13 protein-coding genes and 1 pseudogene are annotated in these 16037 nt (G+C 68.8%); 8 read left to right on the top strand and 6 right to left on the bottom strand.

The window, feature by feature from the left end; genetic code table 11:
- Nucleotides 1–35 precede the first annotated feature (35 nt).
- Genes G6N49_RS04185 through G6N49_RS04170 form a run of 4 tightly spaced genes read left to right on the top strand, consistent with a single transcriptional unit; the run spans nt 36 to nt 3631 of the window.
- Nucleotides 36–1262 (top strand): metal-dependent hydrolase family protein, encoded by a 1227-nt coding sequence (locus G6N49_RS04185; protein ID WP_011561130.1) that lies wholly within the window; start codon nt 36–38, stop codon nt 1260–1262.
- Nucleotides 1246–1692, top strand: a complete 447-nt coding sequence (locus G6N49_RS04180) for a nuclear transport factor 2 family protein (protein WP_011561131.1) — start codon at nt 1246–1248, stop codon at nt 1690–1692. Before G6N49_RS04185 ends, G6N49_RS04180 begins: the two co-directional genes overlap by 17 nt.
- The gene (locus tag G6N49_RS04175) at nt 1689–2831 is read left to right on the top strand and encodes an acyl-CoA dehydrogenase family protein (protein WP_011561132.1); all 1143 of its coding nucleotides are present in this window, start codon (nt 1689–1691) and stop codon (nt 2829–2831) included. Before G6N49_RS04180 ends, G6N49_RS04175 begins: the two co-directional genes overlap by 4 nt.
- A gap of 23 nt (nt 2832–2854) precedes the next feature.
- A complete protein-coding gene (locus G6N49_RS04170) occupies nt 2855–3631 on the top strand; it encodes an acyl-CoA dehydrogenase family protein (protein WP_179967825.1) in 777 nt (258 codons plus the stop codon).
- A 27-nt stretch (nt 3632–3658) separates the two neighbouring features.
- Here the strand turns inward: G6N49_RS04170 and G6N49_RS04165 are convergent, their stop codons facing one another.
- Together G6N49_RS04165 and G6N49_RS04160 are read right to left on the bottom strand one after the other, a co-directional pair.
- Nucleotides 3659–4441, bottom strand: coding sequence for an enoyl-CoA hydratase (locus G6N49_RS04165; protein ID WP_011856278.1), 783 nt, complete (start codon nt 4439–4441; stop codon nt 3659–3661).
- Nucleotides 4442–4450: 9 nt separating this feature from the next.
- Nucleotides 4451–5632, bottom strand: a complete 1182-nt coding sequence (locus G6N49_RS04160) for an acyl-CoA dehydrogenase family protein (protein ID WP_011561135.1) — start codon at nt 5630–5632, stop codon at nt 4451–4453.
- Between the two features lie 121 nt (nt 5633–5753).
- Between G6N49_RS04160 and G6N49_RS04155 the strand changes: the two genes are divergently transcribed.
- The 3 genes and pseudogenes from G6N49_RS04155 (at nt 5754) to G6N49_RS04145 (ending at nt 9135) form a co-directional block, all read left to right on the top strand.
- A complete protein-coding gene (locus G6N49_RS04155; protein ID WP_011561136.1) occupies nt 5754–6473 on the top strand; it encodes a TetR/AcrR family transcriptional regulator in 720 nt (239 codons plus the stop codon).
- Nucleotides 6474–6688: 215 nt separating this feature from the next.
- Nucleotides 6689–7525 carry a mycofactocin-coupled SDR family oxidoreductase gene (locus G6N49_RS04150; RefSeq protein WP_011561137.1) on the top strand — a complete coding sequence of 279 codons (837 nt, stop codon included), beginning with the start codon at nt 6689–6691 and terminating at the stop codon, nt 7523–7525.
- Between the two features lie 172 nt (nt 7526–7697).
- A pseudogene (locus G6N49_RS04145) lies at nt 7698–9135 on the top strand (WS/DGAT/MGAT family O-acyltransferase).
- On the opposite strand, the gene fadD12 reads toward G6N49_RS04145, so the two are convergent.
- Both fadD12 and G6N49_RS04135 read right to left on the bottom strand, forming a co-directional pair.
- Nucleotides 9132–10778, bottom strand: coding sequence for an acyl-CoA ligase FadD12 (gene fadD12, locus G6N49_RS04140; protein WP_011856281.1), 1647 nt, complete (start codon nt 10776–10778; stop codon nt 9132–9134). The pseudogene G6N49_RS04145 and the gene fadD12 sit on opposite strands and share 4 nt — an antisense overlap.
- The gene (locus tag G6N49_RS04135) at nt 10775–11605 is read right to left on the bottom strand and encodes a lysophospholipid acyltransferase family protein (protein WP_011561140.1); all 831 of its coding nucleotides are present in this window, start codon (nt 11603–11605) and stop codon (nt 10775–10777) included. The genes fadD12 and G6N49_RS04135 overlap by 4 nt, the downstream gene beginning before the upstream one ends.
- Nucleotides 11606–11714: 109 nt before the next feature.
- Between G6N49_RS04135 and G6N49_RS04130 the strand changes: the two genes are divergently transcribed.
- A complete protein-coding gene (locus G6N49_RS04130; RefSeq protein WP_083045232.1) occupies nt 11715–12782 on the top strand; it encodes an NAD-dependent epimerase/dehydratase family protein in 1068 nt (355 codons plus the stop codon).
- On the opposite strand, the gene G6N49_RS04125 is transcribed toward G6N49_RS04130, so the two are convergent.
- Nucleotides 12779–13585, bottom strand: a complete 807-nt coding sequence (locus tag G6N49_RS04125) for an SDR family NAD(P)-dependent oxidoreductase (protein WP_011561142.1) — start codon at nt 13583–13585, stop codon at nt 12779–12781. The two genes, G6N49_RS04130 and G6N49_RS04125, sit on opposite strands and share 4 nt — an antisense overlap.
- 16 nt (nt 13586–13601) lie before the next feature.
- Nucleotides 13602–16037 (bottom strand): CaiB/BaiF CoA transferase family protein, encoded by a 2436-nt coding sequence (locus G6N49_RS04120; protein ID WP_083045231.1) that lies wholly within the window; start codon nt 16035–16037, stop codon nt 13602–13604.

The following is a 16037-nucleotide window of genomic DNA, read 5'->3' as shown; positions in this document are numbered from 1 at the left end:
CGAACTCCGTCGAGCACCGTAGTGTCGGCGCGAACATGCTGACACTGAAGGCGGCCGGGTACGTCGACGTCGATGCCGGGGAGATCATCCGCCCCGGCATCGTCCGTGTCGACGGTGACCGGATCGTCTCCGTCGGCGGATCGCCGGTCGACGGTGACGAGGTGATCGATCTCGGCGACTCGATCCTGTTGCCCGGCCTGATGGACATGGAGGTCAACCTCCTGATGGGCGGCCGGGGCGAGAACCCCGGCCTGTCCCAGGTGCAGGACGACCCCCCGACCCGGGTGTTGCGCGCGGTGGGCAACGCCAGGCGCACCCTGCGCGCCGGGTTCACCACAGTGCGCAACCTCGGTCTGTTCGTCAAGACCGGCGGATACCTGCTCGACGTCGCGCTCGGTAAGGCGATCGACGCCGGCTGGATCGACGGGCCGCGTGTCATCCCGGCGGGACACGCGATCACGCCGACCGGCGGCCATCTCGACCCCACGATGTTCGCGGCGTTCATGCCGGGCGCACTGGAGTTGACGGTCGAGGAGGGCATCGCCAACGGCATCGACGAGATCCGCAAGGCCGTGCGCTACCAGATCAAACACGGCGCCCAGCTGATCAAGGTGTGCGTATCCGGCGGCGTCATGTCGTTGACGGGTGAGGCTGGCGCACAACACTATTCGGACGAGGAACTGCGCGCCATCGTCGACGAGGCGCACCGGCGCGGGCTGCGGGTGGCTGCCCACACCCACGGCGCCGAGGCGGTCAAACACGCAGTGGCCTGCGGTATCGACTGCATCGAGCACGGATTCCTGATGGACGACGAGGCCATCCAGATGCTGGTCGACAACGACCGATTCCTGGTGACGACGCGGCGGCTGGCGGAGTACATGGACGTGTCCAAGGCGCCGCCGGAGTTGCAGGCCAAGGCCGCTGAGATGTTCCCCAAGGCGCGCACGTCGATCAAGGCCGCCTACGAGGCGGGCGTGAAGATCGCCGTCGGCACCGACGCCCCGGCGATCCCGCACGGCCGCAACGCCGACGAACTCGTCACCCTCGTCGAATGGGGTATGCCGCCGGCCGCGGTGCTGCGGGCCGCGACCGTCGTGGCCGCCGATCTGATCAACGTCAGCGACCGCGGCCGCCTGGCCGAGGGACTGCTCGCCGACATCATCGCCGTACCGGGAGATCCGTTGTCCGACATCACCGTCACCCGGCACGTGAACTTCGTCATGAAAGGCGGAAAGGTCTTCAAGAATGACAGCGCCAATTAGCGAATCGCGTCTCGCGGACCACATCGAGATCCAGCAGTTGCTGGCCAAGTACGCCGTCACCATCACCCAGGGTGACATCGACGGGCTGATCTCGGTGTTCACCCCCGACGGCACCTACAGCGCATTCGGGTCCACCTACACGCTGGCCCGGTTCCCCGAACTCGTCGACGCCGCCCCCAAGGGTCTGTTCATGACGGGGACGGCGCTGGTGCATCTGGACCCCGACGATCCCGACAAGGCCACCGGCACACAGCCGTTGTGCTTCATCGAGCACTCCAAACACGACATGCGCATCGGGTACTACAACGACACCTACGTGCGCACCGATGGCGGCTGGCGTCTGCGCACCCGCGCCATGACGTTCATCCGGCGCAGCGGCGAACACGACTCCGGTCGCCCCCACGCCATCGGAAGGCCCGAGGCCGGATGACCGAAGCCGTTCAGTACTCCGATCCCGCCGAGTTCCGGTCTCAGCTGGTGGCCTGGCTCGGCGAGAACGATCTGACCCCACCCGAGGACCATTCGCTGGAAGGCCACATCCGGCAGTTCGCCCGGGTGCAGAGGGCGCTCTACGACGCGGGCTGGATGCGCTACGGGTGGCCCGAGAGCGCGGGCGGCCTCGGCGGACCGGCGATCCTTCGGGCCATCGTCGGCGAGGAGGTGGTCGGTCGCCGACTGGCCGAACCTGGGCCGTACTCGATGCTCGAGGTGCTGGCGCCGACGATGATCGACTACGCCGCCCCCGATCTGGCCGCCGAGATGGTGCCGAAACTGCTCAGCGGCGAAGAGCAGTGGTGCCAAGGGTTCTCCGAACCCGGTTCGGGTAGCGATCTGGCATCGCTGACCACCCGCGCCGTGCTCGATCCCTCATCCGGGGGGAACACCTACGTCGTCAACGGCCAGAAGGTCTGGACCAGCTTCGCGCAGTACTCCCACCGGTGCATCCTGCTGACCCGCACCGGCGATGCGAACACGCCGAACCACGAGGCGATCACCGCGTTCTTCGTCGACCTCGACACCCCGGGTATCACCGTGCGGCCGCTGCGCACCATGCACGACGTCGACGAATTCTGCGAGGTCTACTTCGACGACGTCAGGGTGGACGCGAGCCGGATGCTCGGCAAACCGGGCGACGGTTGGCGGCTGGCGATGGATCTGCTGCCTTACGAACGCTCCACGTGCTTCTGGCAGCGCATCGCCTACCTGTACTCGCGGTTCGACGCGCTCGTCGAGGAAGTCAAGCGGGTCGGTCAGGCCGTGGACACCGACATGGGCGACGTGTACCTGGCGCTGCACACGCTGCGGTGCCGTTCCCGCGCCACCCAGCACCGGCTGGCCGACGGTCAGAAACTCGGGCCGGACACCTCCATCGACAAGGTCCTGCTGGCCGGCGCCGAACAGCTCCTCTACGACACCGCGCGTGATCTGCTGCCCGGCGCCATCGAACTCGACGAGACCGAATGGCGCACCGAGTACCTGTACTCGCGGGCGGCCACCATCTACGGCGGCACCGCCGAGGTGCAGCGCAACATCATCGCCCGCCGCCTGCTCGACCTCGGGAAGGAGTGATCGTGGACCAGCAGTCACTCGAGATGCTCGAAACCTCACTGCGCAAGACCATGCTGTCGACATCGGGGCCCGATCTCGACGCCGCGCTCACCGAACTCGGCTGGGCCGAGATGCTGACCGACATGCCCGATACGGCGGTGCCGCTGGTGTTCCGCCTGCTGGGTGAAACCGGTTCGCACGCATCGGCTCTCGTCGACGTGGTGTTGCACGCGACCGGGAACACGATCGGCGACACCGTGGAACTGCCGCTGCCGTACGCGGGTAACTCGTGGGTGGTGTGGGACCGCGTCGGGACGGCCCCGAACACGACGCTGGGCGGCCTGCCGCTGCGCCGCGAGGAGGAGGGCTACCCGATCCGGGTCGCCGAGGCCCGTCTGGCCGTCGGCTGGTGGCTGGTCGGATCGGCGCGGGCGATGCTGAGGCTGGCCTGCACGCATGCGCGCGACCGGGTTCAGTTCGGTAAGCCGATCGCCCAGTTCCAGGCCGTCCGGCACCGCCTGGCCGAGACGCTGGTGGCCATCGAGGGCGCCGAGGCGACGCTGACCCTGCCCGGATCCGAGAATCCCGACCTGACCGCGCTGCTGGCGAAGGCCGCGGCGGGTAAGGCGGCCTTGACGGCGGCCAGGAACTGCCAGCAGGTGCTCGGCGGCATCGGGTTCACCGAGGAGCACGAGTTGCACGTGCACGTGAAGCGGGCGCTGGTCCTCGACGGATTGCTGGGTAGCGCAAGGGAACTCACCCGTAAGGCCGGAGCGGGGCTGCGGGCCCGCGGCTCGGCGCCGAGGCTGGTCAGCCTCTGATTGCTCCGCGAGCGAGAATTCGGGGCGCTACTGGACGGTGCCCTTCATCTTGTCGAGGTCGACCAGCACCGGCCATCCGCCCACGCTCAGCGCGTTGCCGTGCCCGGTCTGGTGGATGTCGAACACCGACTGGATCGCCGCGTAGAACCCCTGTACGTCGAGGGTCTGGTTGACCGCACGTTTGGCCTGACGCAGGGCGAACGGCGGCATCGCGGCGATCTGCTCGGCCAGCGCGCGGGTCTCGGCGTCGAGATCGTCACGGGGTACGACCCGGTTCACCATGCCGGTGCGTTCGGCCTCCTCGGCGGTCAGCGGCCGGCCGGTGAACAGGATCTCCTTGGCCTTGCGCGCCCCCAATTCCCAGGTGTGGCCGTGGTATTCGACACCGCCGATGCCCATCAGCGCCACCGGATCCGAGAACAGCGCGTCATCGGCGGCCAGGATCAGATCGCAGGGCCAGCACAGCATCAGCCCACCGGAGATGCAGCGGCCCTGCACCGCGGCGATCGACGGTTTGGGCGTATTGCGCCACCGCAGCGTGTACTCGAGGTAGCGCTTGGACTCGTGGGCGATGATGAACTCGAGTGTGATCTTGTCCGGAACCGGCCCGCCGCCCCGCAGGTCGTGACCCGCCGAGAAGTGTTTCCCGTTGGCGCGCAACACGATCACCACCACCTCGGGATCCTCGGCGGCCCGCGTCCACGCGGCGTCGAGTTCGTCGAGCAGTTCGGTGTTCTGCGCGTTGGCCACCTCGGGGCGGTTCAGCGATATGGTCGCGATCTTGTCGGCGACCTCGTAGTCGATGTACACGTTGCTCCTCTAGTTCCTGGGCAGCCCGAGCAGGCGCTGGGCGATGATGTTGCGTTGGATCTCGGAAGTCCCGCCGGCGATGGTCCCCGCGAAGGTCCGGGTGTACCGCTCGAACCACCCGCACGAGTAGGCGTCGAGATTGAGCGGGGTCCACGGCCCGACGGTGGTGGGGTGGGCCAGCCCGTCCACCCCGACCGCCTCCAGCGCGTGTTCGGTGGCCCGCTGCCCGGTCTCGGAGCCGAGCAGCTTGAGCACCGACAGCGCCCCGGCGTCGTCGACTCCCCTGGCGGCCCTGGCGAGCGCGACCGAACCGAGCAGGCGCACCGCCATCGAGTCGATCACCATGGTGGCGTAGCGGTCCCGGTCCAGTGCGGTGTGGGCCGGGAAGTCGTCGATGAGGTCCTGCAGGCGGTCGGCGTAGCTGAGCCACAGCATCGTCCGCTCGTGTCCCAGCGATCCGTTGGCCACCCGCCAGCCGTCGTTCTCGGGACCGATCAGGTTCTCCACCGGCACCTCGACGTCGTTGAAGAAGACCTCGTTGAAGTCGAGTTCCCCGGCGTCGCAGATCGAGGCGAACGGCCGGCGGATCACGCCGGGCGAGTCGGTGGGGATCATCAGCACGCTGATCCCGCGGTGTTTGGCCGCATCCGGATCGGTCCGCACGAAGGTGAGGATGACGTCGGCTTCGCTCGCCCCCGACGTCCAGACCTTCTGCCCGTTGACAACGTAGTGTGCCGCATCCGGTGCGCGCACCGCCCGGGTGCGCAATGATGCGAGGTCGGAGCCGGCCCCCGGTTCGCTCATACCCAGCGCGGCGGTCATCTCGGCGCGCAGGATCGGCACCGCCCACTTCTGCTGCTGTTCGGGCGTGCCGAAGGAGATCAGCGACGCGGCGATGATCCCCACTCCCTGCGGGTTGAAGCTGTGGTAGATGCGGCGCCGCGACAGTTCGAGCTGATAGGCGTACTGCTGCAGGATGGTGGCGTTGCGGCCGCCGAACTCCGGCGGATGGCCGGGCAGCAGCCAGCCGTTGTCGAACAACAGGCGCTGCCAGCGACGGGCCCAGTCTGGCAGGTCGGCCGACGACCGCGGGCGCTGCGCCGTGTCGGCCTCGTCGGGTTGGTTGGCGTCGAGGAATGCCACGAACTCAGCCCGGAAGGCTTCGACGTCGGCGTCGAAAGTCAGTTGCACGGCACTCCCGGGTTTGCTCTCTGGGGAAACGCTTCAATAATGCCCAATCTGAGAATACTATTCTCGCCATGAGGAAGGCACAATCTCCGACACGTGGGCCGCGAGGGGGGCTTCGACCGCAATGCCCAGACATTCTCCGGTACAGTTCATCCATGTTCTCCCGACCCGGCCAGGCTATGAGCTGCCGGTGAGCACCCCCAGCGAAGAGCCGGCCTGGAAGCAGCGGGCCGTCGAACGGTCGATCAAGACCGCCAAACTGCGCGCCGCGCAGCGCGTCCAGCGCTTCCTCGACGCCGCCCAGGCGATCATCATCGAAAAGGGCAGCACCGACTTCACGGTGCAGGAGGTCGTCGACCGCTCGCGCCAGTCGCTTCGCAGCTTCTACCTGCAGTTCGACGGTAAACACGAGTTGCTGCTGGCCCTCTTCGAGGATGCGCTGAGCCGGTCGGCCGACCAGATCCGGGCGGCCACGGCCAGCCACACCGATCCGATCGAACGCCTCAAAGTCGCCGTCCAGCTGCTTTTCGAGACCTCCCGGCCGGACCCCGCCGCGCAGCGGCCCCTGTTCACCGACTTCGCGCCCCGACTCCTGGTGTCACATCCCGCGGAGGTCAAGGTGGCGCACGCCCCGTTGCTCGTGCTGCTCGCCGAGTTGATGGAAGAGGCCAGCGCCGCAGGCCAACTACGCGAGGGCATCAACCCCAAGCGGATGGCCGCGATGACGATGCAGACGGTCATGTTCGTCGCACAGTCCAGCGGCGGCGCCGACGACGGCTCCGTCCACCCGATCACCGCCGACGAATGCTGGGACTTCGTCGCGCACGGTTTCGCCAAGATCTAGCACACCTCCACCGCCCGCCGGCGGCCTCGCCGATGCGCGGCGTGGCCTCACCCGCGGGCCCATCCGTGCGCCCTCGACATTCTCGCGGAAACGTCATTCTCCTAAGCGGACAGTAGAAACTGCCCGATTCGAGTGCGACGTTGACACAATGGAATGCCGGTGGGAAGGTGCTGAGCAGGTGCACAGCGCATGACGAACGAGGAATCGAGGAACCGATGGCAGGACGGGTAGAAGGCAAAGTCGCATTCATCACGGGTGCGGCCCGCGGACAGGGCCGGGCCCACGCGGTGCGACTGGCGCAGGAGGGCGCCGACATCATCGCCGTCGACATCTGTAAGCAGATCGACAGCGTCCGGATCCCCCTGTCGACCCCCGAGGATCTCGCCGAGACCGCCGATCTGGTGAAGGGACTCAACCGCCGCATCTACACCGCCGAGGTCGACACCCGCGACTTCGAGGCGTTGAAGGCCGCTGTGGACGCCGGTGTGGAGCAGCTGGGCCGGCTCGACATCATCGTCGCCAACGCCGGTATCGGCAACGGCGGGGAGACGCTGGACAAGACCAGCGACGGCGACTGGGAAGACATGATCGACGTCAACCTCGGCGGCGTGTGGAAGACCGTCAAAGCCGGCGTACCGCACATCCTCGCCGGCGGGCGTGGCGGTTCGATCATCCTCACCAGCTCCGTCGGCGGCCTCAAGGCCTATCCGCACACCGGCCACTACGTGGCGGCCAAACACGGTGTGGTGGGCCTGATGCGGACGTTCGCCGTCGAGTTGGGGGCGCAGAACATTCGCGTGAACTCGGTGCATCCGACCAACGTCAACACGCCGCTGTTCATGAACGAAGGCACCATGAAGCTGTTCCGTCCCGACCTGGAGAACCCGGGCCCCGAGGACATGAAGGTCGTCGGGCAGATGATGCACACGCTGCCGATCGGCTGGGTCGAGCCGGAGGACATCGCCAACGCGGTGCTGTTCCTCGCCTCCGACGAGGCCCGCTACATCACCGGCGTCACGCTGCCCGTCGACGGCGGCAGCTGCCTCAAGTAACCCACCTCCCACCGACCGGGGACCTCGCCACAGGCGAGGTCCCCGGTTCGCGTTCACGGCACGGGGCGCCCATTCGGGCGAAACATGCGCCACCGTCGCGCCCGGATGGTTGCATGGACTTGCGCAATCGCGGGGATACCTCCTTTACCGGCGGCGAAGACGGAGGTGGGGCGTGAAGCGACTCAACGGCATGGACGCGATGCTGCTGTACAGCGAGACCCCGAATCTGCAAGGTGGCGATCATCGACGCCACCTCCTACGACGCCACGCACGACAGCCCGTACTCCTTCGAGGTGTTCCGCCGCACCATCGCCCGCCGACTGCACCTCCTGGACCCGCTGCGCTACCGACTGATCGACATCCCGTTCCGCTTCCACCACCCGATGTGGCTGGAGAACTGCGATGTCGACCTGGACTACCACGTCCGCACGGTGTCGGTGCCCGCCCCCGGCGGCCGCCGGGAACTCGACGAAGTCATCGGGCGCATCGCCAGCACCCCGCTCGACCGCGACCGGCCGCTCTGGGAGTTCTACTTCGCCGAGGGGATGGCCGACAATCGGTTCGCCCTGATCGGCAAGGTGCACCACACCCTGGCCGACGGCGTCGCGTCAGCGAACTTGCTGGCGCGGCTGATGGATCTGGGCGGTACCGTGACCCCCGAACGCGACGAGTACACCACCTGTCAGCCCCCGACGAAATCGCAGTTGCTCGCCGAAGCCAGCCGCGACCATCTGCAGAAGGTGGCCGAGTTCCCCGGCCTGGTCGGCGAGGCGGTGCGCGGCACCTTCCGGGTCCGGCGGCGCACACACGATCAGCGCGGTGGCACCGACGAGATGGCCAAGATGTTCCGGACGCCGCCCACCTTCCTCAACCACGTGGTGTCGCCCGGGCGAACCTTCGCCACGGCATCGGTGGCGCTGGCGGACATCAAGGAGACCGCCCGGCACCTCGGGGTGACGTTCAACGACGTGGTGCTGTCGGTCAGCGCCGGCGGGTTACGCGAACTGTTGCTGCGCTACGACGGCCGCGCCGACCGCCCCCTGCTGGCGTCGGTGCCCGTGGCCACCGACCGCTCCCCCGACCGGGTAACCGGGAACGAGATCAGCGGGCTGGCGGTGTCGTTGCCCGTCCACGTCGACGATCCGTTGCGCCGGGTGCGGTTGACCGCGTTGGCCACCAAGCGCGCCAAGGAAGTTCACGATCTGATGGGGCCCCGGCTACAAGGGAAGATGATGGAGTACCTGCCGCCGTTCGCGCCCACGGCGTTCCGCTGGCAGTCCGAGCACGCCACCCACAACCGCATCATGAACGTCGCGGTGTCCAGCGTGCCGGGCCCGCGCGAACACGGACACATCGGCGGCGGCGACGTCACCGAGATCTACTCGGTCGGGGTGCTTTCGGCGGCGAGCGCCTTCAACATGACCGTGTGGAGTTATGTCGACCAGGTGGACATCTCGGTGCTCTCCGACGACCAGACCTTCCGCGACATCCACGAGGCGACCGATGCGATGCTGCACGCGCTGGTCGAGATTCGCAGCGCCGCAGGGCTGCCCGCGGAACTCCGCCGGGTCGACACCGCCATGGCGCCGGCGAGCGCCGGCGTCGGCTAGTTCAGGTGGGCGCGCAGTTCGTTGCGCAGCACCTTGCCGGTGCCACCCCGGGGTAGCTCGTCGAGAATCACGATGTCGCGCGGCACTTTGTAATTCGCCAGGTTGTCGCGCACGTGTTCCTTGAGCTCGTCCGGTGTGAGCGCCGCTCCGGCGGCGGGCACCACGAACGCGGCGAGGCGCTGGCCGTACTTCTCGTCGTCCACGCCGAGCACCTCGGCCTCGGCCACCCCGGGGTGCGCGGCGAGGGTCTTCTCGACCTCGATCGGATAGACGTTCTCACCGCCGGAGACGATCATCTCGTCGTCGCGGCCGACCACGAACAGCCGCCCGTTCTCGTCGAGGTACCCGACGTCGCCCGAAGCCATGAAGCCGTCGTGGAAGTCCTTCGTCGACCCGGAGGTGTATCCGTCGAACAGGGTCCCGCTGCGCACGAAGATGCTGCCGGTCTCGCCGGGCGGCAGTTCGCGGAAGTCGGGATCGAAGATGCGGATCTCGGTGCCGTCGGCGGGTGTTCCGGCGGTGTCGGGTGCCGCGCGCAGATCGGCGGGTGTCGCGGTGGCGATCATCCCGGCCTCGGTGGCGTTGTAGTTGTTGTAGATGACGTCACCGAACTGGTCCATGAACGCGGTGACGACATCGGGGCGCATCCGCGAACCGGAGGCGGCGGCGAACCGCAGCGACCGGCCGCTGTAGCGCGCGCGCACCTCGTCGGGCAGATCCATGATCCGGTCGAACATCACCGGCACCACGATCAGCCCGGTGGCCTTGTGCTCGTCGACCAGCGCCAGGGTGGCCTCCGGGTCGAACCGGCGACGGGTGACGATCGTGCACGCCAGCAGGCCGGCGAACAACAACTGGGAGAACCCCCAGGCGTGGAACATCGGCGCGACGATGACGGTGGTCTCCTCGGCGCGCCACGGCGTCCGGTCCAGCACGGCCTTGAGGTCGCCCGCGCCGCCACTGCCCGCAGAACGCTTGGCGCCCTTGGGGGTTCCGGTGGTTCCGGAGGTCAGCAGGATGATCTCGCTGCTGCGTTCGGCGGGCCGGGGGCGCTCGCCGCGGTGCGCCTCGATCAACGCGTCCACCGTGGTCTCGGCGCCTCCGCCTGGCTCGTCGGTCCAGGCGATGATCCGGACGGCGTCGGGGAGACCGGACAGGGCGCGTTCGACGGTCTCGCTGAACTCCTCGTCGTAGATCACGACGTCGGCGCCCTCGCGTTCGGCGACCTCGGCCAGCGCCGGTCCGGCGAAGGACGTGTTCAGCAGAAGTGCGTTGGCGCCGATGCGGTTGGCGGCCAACAGCGCTTCGATGAACCCGCGGTGGTTACGGCACATGATCGCCACGGTGCCGGGGGTGCCACCCGGCAGCCCCTGCAGCGCCACGGCGAGCGCATCCGAGGCGTCGTCGAGTTCGGCGAACGTCAGCATGCCGCGTTCGTCGATCAGCCCCGGCCGGTCGGGGCAACGCTGTGCCGCGGTGGCGAATCCGACCGTCGCCGTCATCCCCACCCTGCGCACGGCCGCACCCATCTTCAGGTAGCGGTCCGGACGCATGGGGGCGATGAGCCGGGAGCGCCACAGTGTCTGCATCAACCCGACGCTCGCGCCTACTTTCGCCGCGGTGTCGCCCAGCACCGGGATCATCCCAGCACCGGGAATCGGCGTTCGCGCGCGAGCTCGTCGAGCGCCTCCTGCATGACGGTGCGCACGTGCGCGTCGACCTCGGCCACGTCTGGATCCTCCCCGAAGTGTGCGGTGATGTCGATCGGGTCGAGCACCCTGGTGACGACCTTGGCGGGCAGCGGCAGGTTCGGCGGGAAGATCGCCGACAGCCCGAACGGGAAGCCGAAGCTGACCGGCAGGATCTCCATCCGGATCTTCTTCAACCCCAACCTCCTGGCCAGCGAGTCCCCGCGGGCGAGGAAGAGCTGGGTCTCCTGTCCCCCGATAGACACCACGGGCACGATCGGCACACCGGCCTCGATCGCGGTGCGCACGTAACCGGTCCGGCCGGCGAAGTCGATCTTGTTCTCCGCGAACGTCGGCCGGTAGGAGTCGTAGTCACCGCCGGGGAACACCAGGACCACCGCGCCGGAGCGGAGCGCGTCGGCGGCGTTCTCACGGCTGGCCTCGATCACCCCGGCCCGGCGCAGCAGGCTGCCCAGCGGCGGGACGAATACGCCGTAGTGTGCCAGCGTGTACACCGGCCGGTCGTAACCGAACTTCTTGTAGAAAGCCGGCGCGAAGATGAGGACATCGGGGGTGAGCATGCCGCCCGAGTGGTTCGCCACCACGAGTGCACCACCGGCGGACGGGATGGCGTCCAGCCCGCGGACCTCCGAGCGGAAGTAGCGCCTGATTGCGGCCCCGGCCGTCTTGGCGATCGCCGCGGTGAACTCCGGATCCCACTTCGCCATCTCGGGCCGGTCGGGCGGCACCCGGGTGTCCTCGCCCCTGTCGTCGTCGCTCATCGGCTCCCCCTGACGGCTGTCGATCCTTCCGGATCAGCGAATACGTTACTCTCGCTAAAGGAGAACACCATAATCACCTGTTCTTGCTGACTGACCTCGTAGGAGAACAATGTCAGATGCGGTGCTCGTAACCGGCGGTTTCGGCCTGGTCGGTTCGCAAACGGTGCGGCGACTCGTCGAACTCGGCCGGCGGGTGGTCGCCACCGACCTGCAGACCGACGCCAACCGGAAGGCCGCCGGGTCTTTGCCCGACGGCGCCGAGGTGCGCTGGGCGGACCTGACCGACTCGGACCAGGTCGACCAGCTCCTCACCGAGGTGGCTCCGTCCGCGATCATCCATCTGGCCGCCGTGATCCCGCCGCCGATCTACCGCAACCCGAAGGTGGCCCGCAAGGTCAACGTGGACGCCACCGCGACGCTGGTGCGGGCGGCCGAAGCGCTGCCGCAGCCGCCCCGTTTCGTGCAGGCTTCGAGCAATGCGGTGTACGGCGCGCGTAACCCGCACCGGCACAAGGCCCCGGTGACCGCGGAGACCCCGCCGAACCCGACCGAGCTGTACGGCGCGCACAAGCTCGAAGCCGAGGAGATCGTGCGCGCGTCGAGCCTCGAGTGGGTGGTGCTGCGCCTCGGCGGTGTGCTCAGCGTCGATCCGAAGGCCATGCCGTTGACCACCGACGCGTTGTTCTTCGAGAGCGCACTGCCCACCGACGGCCGGCTCCACAGCGTCGACGTGCGCGACGTGGCGTGGGCGTTCGCGGCGGCCACCACCGCCGACGTCGTCGGCGAGATCCTGCTCATCGCCGGCGACGACACCCACAAGCGGCGCCAGGGTGAGGTCGGACCCGCCCTCGCCGGCGCGCGCGGGTTGGCCGGCGCGCTGCCGCCAGGCCGTCCCGGTGATCCCGAGCGGGACGACGCCTGGTTCATCACCGACTGGATGGATGCCACGCGCGCACAGGAAGCCCTTCAGTTCCAACATCATTCGTGGCCCGACATGGTCGCCGAGATGAGCGGCCAGATAGGGTTGCTGCGCTATCCGCTGCAGCTGATCGCACCGCTGGCGCGGGTGTTCGTCGCCCGCCAGGGCGCCTACCGGAACAAGCCCGGCAAGTACGCCGACCCGTGGGCGGCGATCCGCTCCCGGCTCGGCGACCCGGGACTCGACCGGCCCCGTTAACCGGGGCCCAGGGTGGCCGCACCGGTCCGCGGATGCCGGTACCAGCCGCCCGCCGCGTGGGTTCCGCCGTCGACGTGCAGCGTCTCACCGGTGATGTATCCGGCCAGATCGGACGCGAGGAACACTGCGGCCCCGGCGATCTCGTCCACGGTCCCGGGCCGGCCCATCGGTATCGCGTCGCCGATTCCGGCGGGCAGCCCACCGGGCGAGAGCGCCACCAACCCTTCGGTGACGACGACGTCGGGCGCCAGCGCGTTGACCCGGATACCGTGCGGGGCCAGTTCGAAGGCGGCCGTCTGCGTGTAGTTGACGACGCCGGCCTTGGCCGCCGCGTAGGCCGCGTAACCCGGGGCGGCGCGGACCCCTTCGATCGACGTCACCGTGATGACGCTGCCGCCCACCCCGGCGGCCACCATCTGCTGCGCGACCCGCTGCGTGCACAGCAGCACATGTCGCAGATTCGCCTTGTACAGTGCGTCCCAGGCGTTTTCGCTGGTCTCCAGCAGCGGTGAGGAGAACGTACCGCCCGCGTTGTTGACCAGGATCGTCACCGTGCCCAGTTCGGCGACCGTGCGGTCGAGGGCCGCCGTCACCGCGGCGCTGTCGCGGACATCGGTGACGATACCGAGCCCGCCGACGGATTCCGCGGCGACCGCACAGCGGTCGGCGTCACGCTCCCAGATCGCCACCCGGGCGCCGAACGCCGCCAGACCCGCGGCGATACCGAGGCCGATACCGGCGCCGCCGCCGGTGACCACGGCGACGCGGTCGGTGAGCAGGATGCCGGACGGGTCGATGGCCATGGCGCCAGTCAACCAGTCAGACGGTGTGGCCGATCACCTTGTCGGCGGCGAGTCGGGCGATGTCGTCCGCGGTGAGGCCCAGTTCGGCGAGAAGCTCTTCGGTGTGCTCCCCGAGCAACGGCGCCGGATGACGGTGGAATCGCTGCGGCCCGGCCGACAGCCGGAACGGCAGCGAACTGTGCGGGGCGGGCGGGTTCACCGGGTGGGCGACCTCTTCGAAGAACCCGCGATGGGTGAGTTGAGGCAGTTCGGTCTGCCGGTGCGGCTGCATGACCTTCGCGACCGGAACCCCAGCCGTCCAGAGGATTTCGACGATGTCGTCGGCGCTGCGCTGACCGCACCACCGCTCGAGCCGTTCGTCGATCTCGTCGTGTGCGGCGCGGCGGCCGGCCTGGGTGGCCAGCGCGGGGTCCGAGGCCCAGTCGGCGGCGCCGATGGCCGCGCACAGCGCATCCCATTGCGCGTCGGTGGCCACCGCGATCGCGACCCAGATGTCGGGACGGCCGAATTCGTCGATCCCATCGCTGAGGTAGAGGTTCTGCGGGGCCGCGGTCGGCCCGCGGTTGCCCGACCGGCCGAGCAGCGCGCCGTAGGCGCTGTACTCGATGACCTGTTCGGCGGCGACGTTGAGTGCGGCGTCCACCATCGCGGCCTCGACCAGGACGCCCTGCCCGGTGCGGCGCCGGTGTTCGAGCGCCAGCAGCAGGCCGTTGAGTGCGTGGATGCCGGCGTTGGGGTCGCCCACCGAGTACGGCTCGTTGGGGTTGCGGTCGGGATAGCCGGTGAGCCAACTGATCCCGGCCGCGGCCTCGATGACGTAGGCGAACGCGGGGTTGTCCCGCCACGGCCCGTCGAGGCCGAAACCCGGCATGCGCAGCATGATCGCGTCGGGGCGCAGCGCCTGGACGGCGGCGAAGTCGAGGCCGAGGTGGTCGAGCACCCTGGGGGTGAAGTTCTCGGCGACCACGTCGGCGGTCTCGATGAGCCGGTTGAGCAGTTCCCGTCCGCGCGGGGTGTGCAGGTCGAGGGTCAGACCCTTCTTGTTGGTGTTCAGCCCGGAGAAGATCGGCGAGCGCTCCCACCACTGCTGCTCGGTGGCGGGGATGCCTGCGATCAGCCGGGTGCCGTCCGGGCGCCGCGCCGACTCGACGTGGATCACCTCGGCGCCGAGCAACGCCAGGATGTGGGTGCACGACGGACCCGCCCAGAACGTCGTCAGGTCGAGCACCCGCAACCCCTCGAACGGCAGCTGTGCGCCCGTCGGTTGCGCCGAAACAGGATTCCCTGCTGCCAAGCCGCCGGCTTGACGACCGGGAATGCTGTTTCGGCGGTAGGTCTCGGTGTGCTCGCCGAGGCGCGGCGCGGGCTGTGGGGTCCGCAGCACCGGCGGGTTGAGCCGGTAGGGCGGGCCGGGCTGGGTGAACCCGTCGCGGGGGTTGGTCACGAACGATCCACGTTCGACGTAGTGGTCGAGGGTCGCCACGGTCTCACCGTTGGCCACCGGCGCGTTGGGGATGCGGAAGGCCGACGCGAGGTCGCGGATCTCGTCGACGGTCTGCTCGGCCACCCAGGCGTAGAGCTCCTTGGCCTTCTCGTTGGCCTGTTCGGTGATCGACAGCGGCGAATCCTCGTCGATCCACTCGTCGTGTCCGGTCATCGCGCACAGGTCGAACCACTGCTGCGCGGTCCCGCAACCGATGTCGACCAGACCGTCCTTGGCGCGGGCGATCCCGGGCACGGTGAGCTTGCGGGCGTCGCGCCACGGCCGGCCCAGCATCTGGTGGTAGGTCACCGGGTAGTAGGTCAGCCCGAGGATCTGGGTCTCGAGCATCGACAGGTCGATCAGCTCGCCGACACCGCGGAGACGGACGGCCAGCGTCGCGGCGCTCGCGTACGCACCGGCGAGGTACTCACCGACCTGTCCGCCGACGTACACCGGCGCCCGGTCCGGGGCGCCGCGGCCCAGTCCGACGATCCCGCCCGACCACGCCTGCAGCGTGAATTCGGTTGCCGGGCGGTCGGTCCACGGTCCGTCGAGGCCGAACGGGGTGATCGCGGTGACGATCAGGCCCGGGTGGCGCCGGTGGATCGCCACGGGCGCCACGTCGGGGTGCTCGGCCAGCGCCGACCCCCGCGACCACACCACCGCGTCGGCCGATGCCAGCAGATCCTCGACGAACGCGATGTCCGAGGATTCGGCGGGGTCGGCCACCACACTGTGCTTGGAGCACGCCAGGTACGAGAACAGTGCGCCGTCACCGCCGGTGTCCGCGCCCGACGCCGACCACCGCCGCAGCGGGTCGCCCTCGGGCGGTTCGACCTTGACCACCTCCGCGCCACCGTCGACGAGCAGCTTCGTGCAGTAGGCGCCCGCGATCCCGGTCGACAGGTCGACGACCCGGAAACCGTCGAGTGGCCCCCGCTGGGGATCACTGTCGACATCCGCTCCCAT

The sequence above is a fragment of the Mycolicibacterium monacense genome, from assembly GCF_010731575.1.
GTDB classification, from domain to species: Bacteria; Actinomycetota; Actinomycetes; order Mycobacteriales; family Mycobacteriaceae; genus Mycobacterium; species Mycobacterium monacense.
This window is presented reverse-complemented; position numbering and strand designations above follow the sequence as displayed.

Coding starts and splice junctions, on each gene's coding strand:
- G6N49_RS04185 (WP_011561130.1), top strand. CDS start 36: ATGCTGACACTGAAGGCGGCCGGGTACGTCGACGTCGATGCCGGGGAG.
- G6N49_RS04180 (WP_011561131.1), top strand. CDS start 1,246: ATGACAGCGCCAATTAGCGAATCGCGTCTCGCGGACCACATCGAGATC.
- G6N49_RS04175 (WP_011561132.1), top strand. CDS start 1,689: ATGACCGAAGCCGTTCAGTACTCCGATCCCGCCGAGTTCCGGTCTCAG.
- G6N49_RS04170 (WP_179967825.1), top strand. CDS start 2,855: ATGCTCGAAACCTCACTGCGCAAGACCATGCTGTCGACATCGGGGCCC.
- G6N49_RS04155 (WP_011561136.1), top strand. CDS start 5,754: ATGCCCAGACATTCTCCGGTACAGTTCATCCATGTTCTCCCGACCCGG.
- G6N49_RS04150 (WP_011561137.1), top strand. CDS start 6,689: ATGGCAGGACGGGTAGAAGGCAAAGTCGCATTCATCACGGGTGCGGCC.
- fadD12 (WP_011856281.1), bottom strand. CDS start 10,778: ATGATCCCGGTGCTGGGCGACACCGCGGCGAAAGTAGGCGCGAGCGTC.
- G6N49_RS04135 (WP_011561140.1), bottom strand. CDS start 11,605: ATGAGCGACGACGACAGGGGCGAGGACACCCGGGTGCCGCCCGACCGG.
- G6N49_RS04130 (WP_083045232.1), top strand. CDS start 11,715: ATGTCAGATGCGGTGCTCGTAACCGGCGGTTTCGGCCTGGTCGGTTCG.
- G6N49_RS04125 (WP_011561142.1), bottom strand. CDS start 13,585: ATGGCCATCGACCCGTCCGGCATCCTGCTCACCGACCGCGTCGCCGTG.
- G6N49_RS04120 (WP_083045231.1), bottom strand. CDS start 16,037: ATGGGAGCGGATGTCGACAGTGATCCCCAGCGGGGGCCACTCGACGGT.